The organism is Rhizobium cerradonense (genome assembly GCF_030182455.1).
In the GTDB taxonomy this organism is placed as follows: Bacteria; Pseudomonadota; Alphaproteobacteria; order Rhizobiales; family Rhizobiaceae; genus Rhizobium.
This window is the reverse complement of sequence record NZ_JAQJCK010000007.1, coordinates 358,769-375,703: the sequence shown is the minus strand read 5'-3', so window position 1 is coordinate 375,703 and position 16,935 is coordinate 358,769. Positions and strand designations below refer to the sequence as shown.

Sequence of the window (16,935 nt, the reverse complement as noted above, 5' to 3'; positions counted from 1 at the left end):
TGCCGGCCTTTTGTATGAGTTCTGTTCTTATGGTGATTACTTGACGGCGCCGACGAGGACGTCGTTGCCATTTTCGATGGTGACCCAGCGGCCGGCATTGTAGCTCGCCTGGCGCTTCAGATAGGAATAGGGGGTCTGGTACCAGACCTTCACCTCGTCATCGAGATTGTCGAGAATGTAGTCGCCCTGATCGGTGCGCAGCGTCAGCACGGCATGGCCTTCGCCATCGGGTTTGCGTACGACCGTCATCAGAAGGTTGGCGGCGGAAATACCCTTCTGCATGAGAAGCTTGCGCTTCAGAAGCGCGAAATCTTCGCAGTCACCGGCCGTCTTCGGATATTCCCAATATTCTTCCTGGCCGTAGACTTCCATGTCGGTGGCAGGCGTGATGGTCTTGTTGACGCGCAGGTTGACCTGATTGACCAGCGTCCAGGTGGCGGCGTTCATATCGACAGGACCGGTATTGCGCGTCGGGCCGCATTCGTCGGCATGACGCTCGCAAAACTCATAGTGCCCGATGGGCTGGGATGTTACACCGCCGATGGTCATCGATGCGGTGTTCTGGGGGGCCGGCATGGCCGACGACGACATCGCAACTATAGCTGCGAAGGCAACGAATACGCCCTTAATACGCACGCCCACTTTCCTTGTATCGTCCCTGCATTTGTTAACAAATTGTTAATGTAAGGGGGCGCGCCAAGTCAATCGTTACTTAAGTGTTAACAGCGGAACCAGCCTTTATGGTTAATTTCAGCACAATCAAGAGGCTAGTCGCCACAATTCAATGCCTCTTATGATTACCGGAAGGCATGCGGGTTCTACCCCGCGGCGGGCCGTCCGCGGGTTTTTCACAAAGCTATCTATATGTTTTTACGGATGATTATGGAGCGCCAGCGTCTCCGCTGCGGTCAACATGCGCTCGATATCCTGCGGTCGGGACAGCCGATGATCGCCGTCACGCACAAGTGTTAACACGACATCGTCGGCCGGCAAATGTTCGACCAATCTTAACGAATGGGCAAAGGGCACATCCTCGTCCTGCATGCCCTGTAGGATATGAACCGGGCAGCCCGTTTCGATGATGCCGGTCAAGACGCGGTTGGCGCGGCCGTCCTCGATGAGCGCGCGGGTGAAGATATTCGGCTCGGGACTATATTCTGAAGGCTCCTCGAAATAGCCGCGTTCGGCAAGCGATCTCCGCTCGACATCGGAAAGGTTCGGCTCGATGAGATCGATAGTGAAGTCCGGGGCGGGAGCAATCAGCACAAGGCCCTGGATGGCCGGTGTCTTCTTGCGCTTGCGCAGTTCCTGGATGAGCCGCAGCGCGATCCAGCCGCCCATGGACGAACCGACAAGGACGATCCGCTTCGGCTTGGCGTAGTCGATGACGGCGAGCGCCTCTTCCAACCAGCGCGAAATCGTGCCGTCGGTGAAGACGCCGCCGGATTGGCCATGGCCCGAATAATCGAAGCGGATGCAGCCGAGGCCCAGCCGTTCGGCAAGCGCGTCGAGCTCCAGCGCCTTGGTGCCGCTCATATCGGAGCGATAGCCGGAGAGCCACACGAAGGTCGCGCCCTTTGCGCCTTTCCTGGCCGCGCGCAGTTGCACGGCGATCTGCCGTTGGTCGTCGGCGCTGCCCACGGAAATAAAGGTCGGTTCAAGGTCGGCTAGTGCTTCGGACATTAAAAACTCCCGGAATTTTGTGCTTTATAGAGCAGATTCGCACCCGCGCGAGTGCAAAAATCCTTCCGATTTCTGAAGAAGCGCATGCGCTATTTTGTGATGTTGCTGTGTCCTTTGCGCATCTTACGGCTGCGCCGCACAGTATTGGCACACGGGAGGTGATTTTTTCCTGGCATCATGCTATTGACTTCACCGCAGCTTTTACGACATTTCCGTCAGTTGCGCCGACGGGAGCGAGAGGCTGCAGCAATCCGAAACAATTCGTGGAGAGTACGACCATTCGCAGACCCTTTAAAACCGATGCGCCCGTGAAGGACGGGCCACGTTCCAACAGGGAAATCCGCATTCCCAAAGTTCAGCTCATCGCGGCTGACGGCCAGAATATGGGCATCGTCCCAACCGACCAGGCATTGAGAATGGCAGAGGAGGCCGGTCTCGATCTGGTGGAGATTTCCCCCAACGCTGAACCGCCTGTGTGCAAGATCCTCGATCTGGGCAAGCTGAAATACGCCAACCAGAAGAAGGCCGCCGAGGCGCGCAAGAAGCAGAAGGTCGTCGAAGTCAAAGAAATCAAGATGCGCCCGAACATCGACACGCATGACTACGACGTGAAGATGAAGGCGATCGAACGTTTCTTTGAAGAAGGCGACAAGGTGAAGGTGACCTTGAAGTTCCGCGGCCGTGAAATGGCCCACCAGGAACTCGGCATGAAGCTTCTCCAGCAGGTCAAGGAAGATACGCTCGAGATCGCCAAGGTCGAAGCCGAGCCCAAGCTCGAAGGTCGCCAGATGATGATGGTGCTTGCGCCAAAGTGAGGCGCGAGCAGACGTAAGAGGCCGGAGCCGTCCTGTTGGGCGGCTTTTTCCTTTTGTGCTCCGGGTTGATGCCTGTCATCGATCCGTAAAAGAATCCCCGCCGTGCCCGTTGCACTTACAGGCGACTGCGGTTATAAGCGCGCGTCCGAACTGACCGGCAGGGCATGCCGTGGCAGTTCAGAATGCTGGCGGAGCGGTTCGTCACCGTATCCGCCGTTCAACAACAAACGCTCCGGCACCTTGTCGCAGCCCCGGCCCAGCCGGATCTGTGGGGAGGCTTTTTACAAAGCGCGCCAGGAAGCATCGAAGGAGTAGCAAAATGCCCAAGATGAAGACGAAGTCCTCTGCCAAGAAGCGGTTCAAGATCACCGCGTCCGGCAAGGTCAAGGCAGCCGCTGCTGGCAAGCGCCACGGCATGATCAAGCGTACCAACAAGTTCATTCGCGACGCCCGCGGCACCATGGTTCTCGCAGAGCCGGATGGCCGTAAGGTTGTCAAGAACTACTTGCCGAACGGTCTCTGAGACTATTCGTAACGCTATAGACTAAGGAGATCATGAAATGGCACGCGTAAAAAGAGGCGTTACCGCCCACGCCAAGCACAAGAAGGTTCTGAAGGCAGCCAAGGGCTTCTACGGCCGCCGCAAGAACACCATCCGTACCGCCAAGGCCGCCGTCGACCGCTCCAAGCAGTACGCTTACCGCGACCGTAAGATCAACAAGCGCAACTTCCGCGCCCTCTGGATCCAGCGCATCAACGCTGCCGTCCGCGAATTCGGCCTGACCTACGGCCGCTTCATCGACGGTCTGAACAAGGCTGGCATCGAAGTCGACCGCAAGGTTCTCTCCGACATGGCGATCCATGAGCCGGAAGCTTTCGGCGCGCTCGTCGCCGCCTCCAAGAAGGCGCTGGAATATCTCAAGGACGCCGGCACGAAGAACGAATTCGAAGCTGCTGTGAACTAACACCGCTTCGCACGTATTTCGTGTATTCATTGCAAACCCGCGCTGGCAAAACCGGCGCGGGTTTTGTGTTTGCAGCACGCATGATCGAGCCCATTTGGCCTGATCAAAGCGCGCGCCGCCGCCGGCTGTGGCCGAACTTCGGCACATGACCCGTTTTCTTGGCGGGTTTTTGTCATTTGCCCGTTGATTGGCCGCGTGCACATGGGTAGTGATCTGCAGCGCTTCATCGTTGCCACCAGCTATCCGATGTATGTGTTCACCAATTATTCTGCGGAATGAGCGGCGCGGTGAGCCCGCCCTCCGCAAGGCAGGACAAGATGACGGAACTCGATACTCTTGAAACCCAACTCATGGCCGACGTGGCCGCTGCCACGGACGAGCAGGCGATCGAAGCCGTCAGGGTCTCCGCTCTCGGCAAGAAGGGCTCGGTTTCAGAACTGTTGAAGACGCTGGGCTCGATGTCGCCGGAAGAGCGGCAGACGCGGGGCGCGGCGATCAATGCGCTGAAGAATTCGGTGACCGACGCCATCAACGCCCGAAAGGGTGCGCTGCGCGATGCCGCGATCGAGGCCAAGCTGAAGGCGGAGACGCTGGACGTCAGCCTGCCCGTGCGTTCTTCGCCTGCGGAACGCGGCCGCATTCATCCGATCAGCCAGATCGTCGACGAGATCACCGCCATCTTCGGCGACATGGGCTTTTCGATCGCCGAAGGTCCCGACGTCGAGACCGATTATTATAACTTCACGGCGCTGAACTTCCCCGAAGGGCACCCGGCCCGCGAGATGCACGATACCTTCTTCTTCCAGCCGGACGAGAAGGGTGAGCGCAAGGTGCTGCGCACACACACTTCGCCGGTGCAGGTGCGCACCATGGAGACGCAGAAGCCGCCGATCCGCATCATCATTCCCGGCAAGACCTATCGCCAGGATAGCGACGCCACGCATTCGCCGATGTTCCATCAGGTGGAAGGCCTCGTCATCGACAAGACGGCGAATGTCGCCAATATCCGCTGGGTGCTGGAAGAATTCTGCAAGACCTTCTTCGAGGTCGACAATGTGACGATGCGCTTCCGCCCCTCCTTCTTCCCGTTCACGGAACCCTCGTTCGAGGTCGATATCCAGTGCGATCGCTCCGGCCCGATCGTCAAGTTCGGCGAAGGCACCGACTGGATGGAAATCCTCGGCTGCGGCATGGTTCACCCGAACGTGCTGCGCTATGGCGGTCTCGATCCGGATGAATATCAGGGCTTTGCCTGGGGCATGGGCCTCGACCGCATCGCCATGCTGAAATACGGCATGCCCGACCTGCGCGACTTCTTCAACGCCGACGTCCGCTGGATGAACCACTATGGCTTCCGCCCGCTCGACATGCCGACACTGTTCGGCGGTTTGAGCGTGTAAGGAAGGGATAAAGCACATGAAATTCACACTCTCCTGGCTGAAAGAGCACCTGGAAACGGACGCCACGCTCGACGAGATCTGCGCCCGCCTGACGATGATCGGGTTGGAAGTGGAAGACGTCGACGACAAGGCGGCATTCAAGCCCTTCGTCATCGCCAAGGTCCTTTCCGCCGAAAAGCATCCGCAGGCCGACCGGTTGAAGGTGCTGATGGTCGACAACGGCTCTGGCAAGCCGGTCCAGGTCGTCTGCGGCGCGCCGAATGCCCGCGCCGGCCTCGTTGGCGCCTTCGCGGCTGCCGGCACCTATGTTCCTGGTATCGATGTAATCCTGACGGTCGGCAATATCCGTGGCGTCGAAAGTCACGGCATGATGTGCTCGGAAAAGGAGCTGGAAATCTCCGACAGCCATGACGGCATCATCGATCTGCCGGAAGATGCGCCCGTCGGCACCAGCTTTGCCGCCTATGCCGGCCTCGACGATCCGATGATCGAGATCAACCTGACGCCGAACCGTCCCGACTGCACCGGCGTCTACGGCATCGCTCGCGACCTCGCCGCTTCCGGCCTCGGCACGCTGAAGCCGCGCCTGACGCCGACCTTCGCCGTCGACGGCGATACGCCGGTGGACTTGAAGATCGAGCTCGATGATGCCGCCCTCTGCCCAGGCTTCGCGCTCCGCCTCGTACGCGGCGTCAAGAACGGCCCGAGCCCGAAATGGATGCAGCAGCGGCTGCTGGCGATCGGGCTGCGCCCGATCAGCGCGCTGGTCGACATCACCAACTACATGACCTTCGATCAGGGCCGGCCGATGCACGTCTTCGACGCCGCCAAGGTCAAGGGCAATCTGGTCGTGCGCCGTGCCCGGGATGGCGAGACCGTGCTGGCGCTGGATGAGCGCGAATACAAGCTCAATCCCAACAATGTTGTCATCTCCGATGATGATGGCGTCGAGTCGATCGGCGGCATCATGGGCGGCGAGCATTCCGGCTGCGATGAGAACACCGTCGACGTGCTGATCGAATCGGCGCTTTGGGACCCGATGAACATCGCCAAGACCGGCCGCAGCCTCGGCATCATCACCGATGCCCGCTATCGTTTCGAGCGCGGCGTCGATCCGGAATATATGGCTCCCGGCCTGGAACGCACGACCGAGCTGGTGCTCGCCTGCTGCGGCGGCACCGCCGCCAAGGCCAAGGTCGAAGGCTATAAGGGCTACGACGCCAAGATCGTCGATTTCCCCTTCTCCGAGGTCAAGCGTCTGACTGGCCTTGACGTCTCGGTGGAAGAGGGCAGGTCAATCCTGACGAAGCTCGGCTTTTCGGTCTCCGGCTCGGGCGAGCGGGTCTCCGTCGCAGTTCCCTCTTGGCGGCCGGATGTCGATGGCAAGGCCGATCTCGTCGAAGAGATCATGCGCATCCATGGTGTCGACAATATCAAGCCGCAGCCGCTCGCAAGCCACAACGCCGTCAACGGCAAGATCCTGACAACGCTGCAGATCCGTACGCGCACCGCCAAGCGCGCGCTTGCCTCCCGCGGCATGCTGGAAGCCGTCACCTGGTCCTTCATCTCCGAAGATCAGGCCAAGCTCTTCGGCGGCGGCTCCAATGCGCTGAAGCTTGCCAATCCGATCGCCGCCGACATGTCCGACATGCGTCCCTCGCTCCTGCCGGGCCTGCTGTCGGCTGCGCAGCGCAACGCCGACAAGGGCTATGGCGACGTCGCGATCTTCGAAGTCTCCGGCACCTATGAAAACGACAGGCCCGAAGGCCAACGCCGCGTCGCCGGCGGCATCCGCCGTGGTACTGCGACGTTGACGGGCGCCGGCCGCATGTGGTCGAACGCCGCCAAGGGCGGCGGCAAGCCGGTCGATGTCTTCGACGCCAAGGCCGACGCACTGGCCGTGATCGAAGCCTGCGGCCTGCCGATGGGCAATATCCAGATCGAGCAGGGTGGCCCCGCCTGGTATCATCCGGGCCGCTCCGGCACCATCAAGATGGGTCCGAAAGTCGTGCTCGGCTATTTCGGCGAATTCCATCCGAAGACGCTGGAAGCGCTCGATGTCACGGGCGCGCTTGCCGGCTTCGAGGTCTATATCGACGCCATGCCGGAGCCAAAGAAGAAGACGACGCGCACCAAGCCGGCGCTGGAGCTTTCGCCGTTCCAGGCAGTCAAGCGCGACTACGCCTTCGTGGTCGACAAGACTGTGGAAGCCGGCGCCGTCATCCGCGCCGCCACGGGCGCCGACCGCAAGCTGATCACCGGCGTCAATGTCTTCGATATTTTCGAGGGCGCATCGCTCGGCGACGGCAAGAAGTCGATCGCCATCGAGGTGCAGATCCAGCCGGCCGAGCGCACGCTGACCGACGAGGATTTCGAGGCGCTGACCCAGAAGATCGTCGCCAACGTGACGAAAACGACGGGTGGCGTGCTTCGGGGGTGACAAGGTTTCCCTTCTCCCCGCCTGGGAGAAGGGGAAAGACCTACCGATGCAAATGGTAGACCTTGTTGACGATGGTCCACCGTCCGTCGATCTTCAGCAGTGACAGATAGTCGGAAAAGCGCATGCCGGCGAATTCGTCGACGACTTTGACGCTTGCGGCATCACCTTCGATATCGATCAGCTCGATCTCCATCAGCGGCACAGTGTCGGGCGGTGCGCTGCCTTCTTCAACGATGGCGCTGATGAATTCGTCGCGCGTCATCCATTCCACCGCACCCTGATAATTGCCTATGATCGCTACTCGTGGATGGAGCGCCTTGCGCAATGCCGGCTCGTTCGCGAATGCCATGCCATCGACATAGAGGTGAACAACCGCACGGATTGCTTGCTCTTCTGACATCTCGCTATTCCTCGTTTGAGTGCCTGTTAATATAGCATAAACGCCCCAACTGGCAAAAACGGCGGCGTGATCGCGAGGATTTGACCGGTCTTATTCTACGAAAATCCGTACGCTGGCGGCCCGGCCGGCGGCATCGATGACGGTCAGCGTCGAATAGCCGGCGCCATCCGGAATCCATTGATTGGTGCGGCGGCGAGAGAGATCGGGCAGCGGCTTGCCGTTGGCGAGCCAGCGGAACGGCGCGCGGCCGCCCTGCAGCTTCAATGCCAGCGGCATCGGTGGGTTGGCGCCGCTGCTCGCGCCAAGATCGACGCGCGCCCCCTCTGGCGGATAGACGATCTGTGGCGCCGGCTCGCGGGTCGAGGCTGACAGCAAGCCGGCGGCCGTCACCGAAAAACGCCGCTGGCTGATCGGCAGTTCGGTGGCGGAAATGCGCACCGCGCCCATGGGCGCCGGCGGAAACGGCGCGATGGCGACGCCGGATTTGGCGAAGCCTTCGAAGAGGATGGGGGCGGCTGAGACATAGCCCGCCAGGCCCGGCACCGCGCCATTGTCCGGCCGGCCGACCCAGACGCCGAGCACATGCGCACCATCGTAGCCGACGGACCACGCGTCGCGGTTGCCATAGCTGGTGCCGGTCTTATAGGCGATGCCGAGCTGCTTGCTGCCGGCCGGTGCAATGATATCGGAGAGAATGTCGGTGATGTTCCAGGCTGCGACCGGCTCCATCAGCGGCTCGCTTTCGATCGGCCCGGGTTGATCCTGAATGCCGTCGCCGATCCGCATCGGTTTGCCGCGGTTGGCAAGGCCTGCATAGAGCTGCACCAGATCCTTGAGCGTGATGCCGACGCCGCCGAGGCCGATGGCGAGGCCCGGCGCTTCGTTGGGCGGCAATACCGGCTTCACCTCGGCGCGGCGGAAACGCACCAGCAGCCGCGTCGGCCCGACGGCGTCGAGCAGACGCACGGCCGGCACATTGAGCGACAGTTGCAACGCCTCGCGCACGCTGACATCGCCCTGGTAGGTCATGTCGAAATTGCGCGGGCGATAACCGTAGAAATCCGCAGGACGGTCCTCGATGATCGTTTCCTGGGCGACGTATCCTTCTTCGAAGGCAAGGCCGTAGATGAAGGGTTTCAGCGTCGAGCCGGGCGAGCGCAGGACACGAGTCATGTCGATCCAGCCGGAGCGGCTGGAATCGAAATAATTGGCCGAGCCGACCTCACCGACGATGTCGCCGGTATGTGCATCCGCCATCACCATGGCGACAGAGACCTTCGGTCCCAACCGCTTCGATGCTTCATCGGCGACGATTTCAAGGCCTTGCTGAATATCCCGGCGCAGCGTCGTTCGGTGCCGGATGACGCCGGGTTGCTTGCGTAGCGCGGCCTCCGCGAGATGCGCGGCATAGGCCGGCAATTGCCGTCGCTTCGCGGGGACCGGGACGAGCGCTGCCCGCTCAGCTTCACCCTCGCCGACGGCAGCCGCAACGGCAGCGCGATCGAGCACGCGGCGGCGGGCTGCCTCGGCGCTTGCGAGATTGCGGTCCGGCCGGCGCTTTTCCGGTAATTGCGGCAGAGCGACCAGCAAGGCCGTCTGTGCGACGGTCAAATGCCGCGGCTCCTTGCCGAAATAGGCAAGGCTTGCCGCACGCACACCCTCCAGATTGCCGCCATAGGGCGCATGCGTCAGATAGAGATCGAGGATTTGCTCCTTGCTGAGCCGCCGCTCGATCTGGATGGCGCGGACGATCTGCAGCAGCTTTGCCGTCACCGACCGCTCATTGCGCGGCTCGATCAGCCGCGCCACCTGCATCGATAGTGTCGAGCCGCCCGAGACGATGCGGCCATGGCTAACGAGCTGCACAAGTGCCCGGCCGAGCGCCATCGGGTCGACGCCGTGATGGTCGTAGAACCGCCGGTCCTCGTAGGCGACCAGCATGCGCAGGAATTGCGGATCGACATCGGCGACATCGGTCTTCAGCCGCCAGCGCCCCTCCGGCGTGGCGAAGGCTCGGAGCAACTCGCCATTGACGTCGAGCACCTCTGCCGAGACGATGCCGGCCTTGTCGAGCGGAGGCGGAAAGGCGCGATCGCCGGCCTCGAGGCCAAGGACAAGCGCCGCCACCGAGAGGGCGCTCACCCCGACACCGATCGCAATTTTCCATCGTGTCTTCATCGCCTGCTCTTACTGCTGTGCTGCCAGCACCTCCATGCGGCCCATCGCCGTGCGGGCCGAGAATTGCGGACGATACATGTCCTCGACGCTCGCGGCCGGATGATCGTAGGTGCCGGGGGTAACGGCACGGACGACATAGGCGAAGGTCAGATCACGATCGGCGCCGGTGCTCTGGTCGAAAGCGGCGACGAAGCGGTCGTTGCGGAATTCGACATGGGCCGGCTGGATATCGCTGAGCCAGTCGAAGTTCGAAAGCTGGGCGCTGTTGACGATGCTCGGATTGTCGATCTCGAAGCCGGCGGGCAGGAGATCGGTTACGAGAAGGCGCTGCGGCCAGTCAGTGTCCTCGGTAACATGCAGCACCACGACGTAACGCTCGTTCTGCTGCGCTTGGCTGACATTAGCCTCCTCGCCATCGAGCGTGTAGTACTTGCGCTCGATCTTGAAGCCGTTGCCGCCGGCCGGCAGTGGTGCGACCGGAGCGGCGACCGTAGTCACCGCGGCCGATAAGGGCTGGCGTGTGGTGTTGGTGACGGTCAGCGGATGTCCCATCAGGGCGTCGCCGGTCATTTGGGCCATGTAAGCGCCGCTATGGGCAGCGCCGTTGACATCCAGCGTCAGGCCGTCATCGCCGTTCTGCAGGGCGCGGGCAGCGAGCAGCATCCAGGTTTGTTCCTGGGTGCTGGTATAGGTCTTGGTCTGCCATTCCTTGGCAACGACCGACGCCAGATCTGGAATGATCGGGGGCACAGGGCGGCTTTCGGCAGCAAGTGCCAGCACGGCCGCGCCGTCGCGCAGCGACGAACCGTAGTCGGAACGAGCGAAGCTGACCTTGGTCACCGCCGCCTTTTGCGACATCTGCAGCGCATCGACGAAGATGTTGCGTGAGCGCTGGGCATCGCCATAGAGCGCGAGAGCGGCCGCCAGATGTGCCTTGGAGAGTGGCGTCGGGAAGTCGTTCAGCATGGTGTCGGCGTAGTAGCGCAGATCGCTGATCGAAGCCTTCTTGTTGCGGGCGAGCACGTAGAGCGCATAGGCGATCTCGTTGCCCTGGTCCTTGACGTTGGTGTTGATGCTCAAGGAGTTCTGCAGGTTTTCCAGTGCTTGCACCATGGCCTGATCCGGCACGGTGTATTTCTGCTCGCGGGCGCGGGTCAGGAAGTCTGTGACATAGGCGTCGAGCCAGAGATCGCCGGAGCCCGGAGCCCAGAGGCCGAAGCTGCCCGTCGACGACTGATAGGACATTTCGCGATAGATTGCGTCCTGAACGCGCTTGTGGATTTCAGCGTCGTCGGCAAGACCGTTCTTGATCGCCATATCGCTGAAATAGAGCAGCGGCATCGCGCTGCTGGCTGTCTGCTCGGCGCAGCCATAAGGATAGCGGCTGAGGCTCATCAGCAAAGCGGGCACGTCGAAGGCGCTGGAGCGGCTGACATTGAGGCTGACGGAAGCGCCCGGCAGCACGCTATCGGCCAAAAGGTCGGCATTGACTGTCAGGCTCTTGCCGGGGGCAAGCGCGATGACGCGCCGTTCGGTGACTGGTAGCTGCGCCGGGCGAACTGGAATATCGACCGATTGATCGAGCGACATGCCGGAAGCATTCGACAGCTTGATCGAAACCGTACCGTCGCCGGGCTGTCCGCCGGTCAGCGGCAGCGTGATGTTGTATTTACCGCCGGTCTGTAGGTTGATCGTCTGCTGCGCAGCGCTTGCATCCACGGTCACGGCCGAGTTGCCCGTCACTGCCAGCCTGTAGTCGCCGGCGGGCGCGTCAGTATTGGCGATATCGAGCCGGAGATTGGCCTTATCCCCCGGAGCGAGGAATTTCGGCAGGCTAGCGGTGACGACGACGGGGTCGCGGATGATCACATCCTGCGTCGCATGGCCGATCCCGGCCTTCGACCAGGCGACGGCCATCAGGCGTGCCGTGCCGTTGAACTGCGGAATGTCGAAGCTGACATTGGCCTTGCCACTGGCATCGAGCTTGATCGGGCCGGAGAAGAAGGCGATCAGCTTTTCCGTCGGCGGGCTGGCCTGCAAGGCCGCCTGTCCGCCATCGCCACCGGTGCGCAACCGCCCGGTGGCGCCGAGCGAGCCGTCGATCAGGCGGCCGTAGAGGTCGCGGATTTCGAGGCCGAGCTGGCGCTGGCCGTAATACCATTCGTCCGGGGCTGGCGGCTGGTAGCGCGTGAGGTTGAGAATGCCGACATCGACGGCGGCAACCGTGACATAGGCATCCTCGTTGGCGCCCGCGCCCGCCACCTGCACGCCGATAGTCAGCGGCTGACGGGGCAGGGTCTTCTGTGGCGCATCGAGCTTGACCTGCAGCTTGCGTTCGCCGGGATCGACGATCGCCCATTTGATGCCGATTGCGCGCATTGGCATGCGGCTTTCCTGGGCATCGCCGGGGCGGAAGAGGGTGGCGGTTACATAGGTGCCGGCGCCCCAATCGGCGGTGACGGGGATGTCGACTTCGCCGCCGGTGGCGCCGATATCGGCATTGGTCACCGAGATCAGCGTTTCGGACCCGGCCGTCACCATCAACTGGCCGGCGTAACGCGAGGTCACCTTCAGCTTGGCAGTATCGCCGACATGGTAGCTGTCCTTGTCGAGCGCAATTTCCAGTGCATCAGGTGTCTGTGTCGAGGTGGAAGCGACATACCAGCCAGCGTTGAATTCGACGCTGGATTCCGGCCCGTTCGTATCGGTCGTCTCCACCTCCAGCCGATAGCGGCCCCAGGTCACCGGCACCGAGATTCTAGCGCCGTCCGTTGTGGCGTTGACCGTGCCGGTGGCCACCTGCTTGGTCGACATCACGGGCTCGTATTTCCAGCTACTGCCGTCGCGATACCATTGGTAGTCGCGTTCGACACTGAGCAGCTTCCAGGTCAGGCCCTGCATGGCCTGCTTCTGGCCGTTCTGGTCGACGGCGATGACATGGAAATTGCCGATCGAATTTTCGCCGAGATCGCCGTCGAATTCCGGCTTGATGCCGATCCGCGGCCCATCCGCCTTGACCGGCAGCGTCAGAGAGCGCTCGACGGCCCGGCCGCCGGCCTCCTGCATGCGCACGGTGATGTTGGCATTGAGGAGCTGCGTGGTCGAAGGCGTGTCGGCTATGGTGACGTCGAAGGTCGTCTTGCCGTCTTCGTCCAGCGCCTGCAGGTCTTCCAGCGGCATTTGCGAGCTTTCGGCCTTGTTGTCGCCGCTGCTGTCGCTATCGCTGTTGTCCTGCCCGGCGCCCTCGTCGGCGAGGCCGAATTCATAGCCCTTATAGTCGGCGCTCTCGCGGGTCGGCTTCAGCGTCACTTCGCCTTCGAGGCTTAGGCCCGCGGCCGGCGCGCCGTAGAGGTAGCGCCCTTCGATATTGACCGGTGTGGGTTGGCCGACTTCGATCGCCTTCGCGTCGCTCTTCATGTCGAATTCGATGCGATCCGGCACGAAATCGTCGACGAGGAAGGTCTGTGAGCCGATGGAGGTACCCTTCGGGTCGGTATAGATGTTCATTGTCCAGGTGCCGCGCATCGAGGTCTGCTGTAGCGGCAGGTCGACATTGTAGCCGCCGAGCTTGCCGCCGTCGGTGACGATGCGGCGGTCCTCGACGCCGTCGGGGCGCAGGAAGACGAAGGTGAGCGGCAGGTTCTCGACCGCCATCGAGCTGACGTCGCGGGCAAGAGCGGAGGCATGTACCGTCTCGCCGGCGCGGTAGATACCGCGTTCGGTCCAGGTGAGCAGATCGATCGCGCCCGGCGCCGTGCGTCCGGTGACGCCGCGGTCGGAGAGATCGAAGCCGGCGCGGGTCATGTCGAGGAAGACGTAATCCTGGTCGCCGTTCTGCGCCGTGATGACGGCCGGGGTCATGCCTGCCGTGCCCCGCATCAGGCCGGCGCTGAAGGTGGCGCGGCCGTTCGCATCGGTCTTCGCAGTGCCAAGGATTTCATTGTTCTTGGCGAGCAGTTGCAGTTCGACGCCAGCGATCGGCTTGGCGCTGCCAAGCGAGCGGGTGAAGACGTTCAAGCCGTCGGTGCCGGCATAGGTCGTGACACCGATGTCGGAGACGACGAACCATTGCGTAGCCTGCGGATCCCACTCCTGGCCGCCGTTCGGTGTGACGGCGGTCAGGACATAGACGCCCGGCTTGCGCTTGGGCAGCGCCTCGTCGACCGGGAAACTTGTGACGACGTCCTTGTTGAGGTCCTGCTGGATATCGATTGAACCCTGCCAGACCAGTTCGCCGCTGGTGTCCTGGATGGTCTGGGCGCTATAGCTGTCCATCTGCGTCAGGAACTGCGAATTGCTGAGCAACTGGGCAATGTTGCGGTCGCCGATGCGGTAGAGCTTCAGATTGGCCGTGGTGGTGTTGACCGAAACCAAGGGAATGCCGCGACGCGCCGTCGACGGCAGCACGAAATTGTCGCCGGTGAAGCGGATCGAGGCGGTGCGGTCCTTGACATAGACATCGATGTCCACCTGGGCGGCAAGGTTCTCATCGACAGAGGAGGGCAGGCCGCGGCGCAGCGAAATCTTGTAGTGCTGGCCGAATTCGAGGCCTTCGACGCAGATCTGGTTGTCCTTGGCGTCGACGCCCTTGGGGGCGGCGCCGTTGACGGTCACGAAGGGCGTGTAGTCGACGCCGCTCTTCACCAGTTTTTCGGAGAATTGCAGGCAGGCGCGGGGCGAGGCGTTGTCGTTGTCCAGCGTGTTGCCGGTGACACGGAAGCCCTGCCGGGCTTTGAGATCGTCATAGGCGGCCTGGATCGTCGGGGAGCCGGCCAGAGCGAGGCTTGCCTTATAGGCGCTGAGCGCCTGGCGATAATTCTGTGCATTCTGCAGCGAGGTAGCGAGCACGGCGAGTGCGTCGGCGCGGCTGCGCGTCGTGCGGGAAAGCTGATAGCCGTTGAGAGCAGCGTAAGCCGCCTGGGTGGCGACGGTTGTATCGTTCGTTATCGTGTTGGCGGCCCGTGCCATCTCGACCCAGAGCGCGCCATTGTCAGGCGCAAGCGACAGCGCGCCCTGGAAGGCGTTCAAGGCATTGTTGACGTTGCCGGAGGTCAGCTCGATGCGGCCGAGCGCCGTCAGGCTTTCGACGCCTTGTCCCTTCAACTCATTGGCGAGCGTGAGCCTGCTCTTCGCATCGCGCGCGCTCTGTACGAAATTGTCGGAAAGGAAGGGGAGGGCGGGTGCGGCGCCGATATCCGGCTCGTTGGCGGCAGCCGTTTCGACGATCTTGCCGGCGACAGCGCCGGGGAAACTGTTGAGCTGGTTGAAATCGGACTTCAGGAAGCACCATTTCACCTTGGGATTATAGGTGAAGGCCTTGCAGGATTTGTCGCCGATGCAGGATGTCGAGCACTGGTCCAGCGTGACATTCTGTTCGGTGCGCAGATCGAAGCCGAAATAGTCCCCATCCTGTGTGGTGACCACCTGGCGCTTCGTATCGGCGGCGCTCGCCGGCGTCAAGGCAGCGAAGGTGGCGAGAAGAAAAGCGGAAAGTCCGATAAACGCGCGCTTAGACATAAGTCCCCCCAACGCTGTCCGTTTCGATTGGCCGCACTCTTCAAACTTCGGGCTAATTTGTCAACCGAGCGTCGAGATGCAAAAGTGGGATTTCGACTATACCGATCTATTTGAGGTGACGTTTTCGATCAAAAATTGCTACTTTAGTCTACGCTTTTCAAGGCTTTCGACAGAATGCTCGATGGGAATGCCCAATCATCCAGTTCGCAATGGACTGCGCATGCGAAGATGTCATTCGGCACGGATAAGCAAAGAAAAATCAAAAGCTTATTTTGTAGAAGGTCGATACCTTGTTTCGCAGTACAGACCTTTACAGAGCGTCTGTTTCATCCTCATGACGATGGCTGCTGAGGATCGCGTTCAGTTCGTCATCGAATAGATGTGTCACCTGTTCATCGGCACCGGCGAGGGGGCGCCGGTGCCGATGTTGCGTGAGAATGGCTGACGATCCTACCGGTTCGTCATCGCCAGCGAGGCATCCGAATAGCGCTTGCCGGCCACCAGCTCGAGCGGCATGACATCGCTCAATTCCTGAAGTTCGCCGGCCGAGAGCGTGATGTCGGCAGCGGCGGCATTCTGCTCCAGATGGTTCAGCTTGCGGGCGCCGGGGATCGGCACGATGTCGTCGCCCTGGTGCAGCACCCAGGCAAGTGCGAGCTGTGCCGCCGTGACGCCCTTGTCCTTGGCGAGGGCTTCGAGCTTGGCGACGAGTGCGGCGTTGGCGTCGAAATTCTCGGCCTGGAAACGCGGCAGATTGCGGCGGAAGTCATCGGCTGCCAGTTCGTCCGCATTGCGGATCGCGCCGGTCAGGAAGCCGCGGCCAAGCGGGCTATAGGGCACGAAGCCGATGCCGAGTTCACGGCAGGCGGCAAGGACCTCTTCCTCCGGATCGCGGCTCCACAGCGAATATTCACTCTGCACGGCGGCAATCGGATGCACGGCATGGGCGCGGCGAATGGTGGCGGCGCTGGCTTCGGAAAGCCCGAGCGCCCGCACTTTGCCCTCCTTCACCAGCTCCGCCATGGCGCCGACGGTATCTTCGATCGGAACATTCGGATCGACGCGGTGCTGGTAGAAGAGGTCGATGACATCCGTGTCGAGGCGTTTCAGCGAGGCTTCGGCCACCTCTTTCACATGTTCCGGCCGGCTGTCGACGCCGACCATCGCTGCCGGACCGGATTTTTCCAGATCGAGCTTGAAGCCGAACTTCGTCGCGATGACGACGCGATCCCTGACGGGCTTCAGCGCACGGCCGACCAGCACCTCATTGGTGAAGGGGCCGTAGGTCTCGGCCGTATCGAAAAAGGTTACGCCGAGGTCGACGGCGCGATGCAGCGTTTTGACGGACTCGTTATCATCCGTAGCGCCATAGGCGAAGCTCATGCCCATGCAGCCGAGACCGACGGCGGAGACAGAAAGTTCCTTGCCGAGTTTGCGGGTTTTCATAGTCGTATCCTTTTGAGCTTAATTCCGAGCCGCGACGACAATGATTGCCTGCCGCGTGACAAGCGAGAAACTATGCCTGGCGATAACGAAT

The 16,935-nt window shown here is 61.7% G+C and carries 11 protein-coding genes; 5 read left to right on the top strand and 6 right to left on the bottom strand.

Annotated elements, in window-relative coordinates:
- Nucleotides 1–36: 36 nt before the first annotated feature.
- Together PH547_RS18585 and PH547_RS18580 are read right to left on the bottom strand one after the other, a co-directional pair.
- The gene (locus PH547_RS18585; RefSeq protein WP_104821692.1) at nt 37–636 is read right to left on the bottom strand and encodes a transglutaminase-like cysteine peptidase; all 600 of its coding nucleotides are present in this window, start codon (nt 634–636) and stop codon (nt 37–39) included.
- Between the two features lie 234 nt (nt 637–870).
- Nucleotides 871–1,683, bottom strand: a complete 813-nt coding sequence (locus tag PH547_RS18580) for an alpha/beta hydrolase (protein ID WP_104821693.1) — start codon at nt 1,681–1,683, stop codon at nt 871–873.
- A gap of 278 nt (nt 1,684–1,961) precedes the next feature.
- On the opposite strand from PH547_RS18580, the gene infC reads away from it, so the two are divergent.
- From infC to pheT, 5 genes are all read left to right on the top strand, one after another.
- On the top strand, nt 1,962–2,498 hold the full coding sequence (gene infC / locus PH547_RS18575; protein WP_183868856.1) for a translation initiation factor IF-3: 537 nt from the start codon (nt 1,962–1,964) through the stop codon (nt 2,496–2,498).
- A 319-nt stretch (nt 2,499–2,817) separates the two neighbouring features.
- Nucleotides 2,818–3,021: a 50S ribosomal protein L35 gene (rpmI, locus tag PH547_RS18570; RefSeq protein ID WP_028750884.1), complete on the top strand. Its 204-nt coding sequence runs from the start codon at nt 2,818–2,820 to the stop codon at nt 3,019–3,021.
- Between the two features lie 37 nt (nt 3,022–3,058).
- Nucleotides 3,059–3,463, top strand: coding sequence for a 50S ribosomal protein L20 (gene rplT, locus PH547_RS18565; RefSeq protein ID WP_104821695.1), 405 nt, complete (start codon nt 3,059–3,061; stop codon nt 3,461–3,463).
- Between the two features lie 317 nt (nt 3,464–3,780).
- Entirely contained in the window at nt 3,781–4,863 is a 1,083-nt protein-coding gene (gene pheS, locus PH547_RS18560) for a phenylalanine--tRNA ligase subunit alpha (RefSeq protein WP_260303283.1), read from the top strand.
- Nucleotides 4,864–4,879: 16 nt separating this feature from the next.
- Nucleotides 4,880–7,303: a phenylalanine--tRNA ligase subunit beta gene (gene pheT, locus PH547_RS18555; protein WP_260303284.1), complete on the top strand. Its 2,424-nt coding sequence runs from the start codon at nt 4,880–4,882 to the stop codon at nt 7,301–7,303.
- 40 nt (nt 7,304–7,343) lie between these two features.
- Here the strand turns inward: pheT and PH547_RS18550 are convergent, their stop codons facing one another.
- The 4 genes from PH547_RS18550 to PH547_RS18535 all read right to left on the bottom strand — a co-directional run bounded on the left by PH547_RS18550 (nt 7,344) and on the right by PH547_RS18535 (nt 16,844).
- The gene (locus PH547_RS18550) at nt 7,344–7,703 is read right to left on the bottom strand and encodes a nuclear transport factor 2 family protein (protein ID WP_104821697.1); all 360 of its coding nucleotides are present in this window, start codon (nt 7,701–7,703) and stop codon (nt 7,344–7,346) included.
- Between the two features lie 90 nt (nt 7,704–7,793).
- On the bottom strand, nt 7,794–9,881 hold the full coding sequence (gene pbpC, locus PH547_RS18545) for a penicillin-binding protein 1C (protein ID WP_104821698.1): 2,088 nt from the start codon (nt 9,879–9,881) through the stop codon (nt 7,794–7,796).
- A gap of 9 nt (nt 9,882–9,890) precedes the next feature.
- Nucleotides 9,891–15,398, bottom strand: coding sequence for an alpha-2-macroglobulin family protein (locus PH547_RS18540; RefSeq protein WP_285169037.1), 5,508 nt, complete (start codon nt 15,396–15,398; stop codon nt 9,891–9,893).
- A 450-nt stretch (nt 15,399–15,848) separates the two neighbouring features.
- Nucleotides 15,849–16,844: an aldo/keto reductase gene (locus PH547_RS18535; protein ID WP_104821700.1), complete on the bottom strand. Its 996-nt coding sequence runs from the start codon at nt 16,842–16,844 to the stop codon at nt 15,849–15,851.
- Nucleotides 16,845–16,935 lie beyond the last annotated feature (91 nt).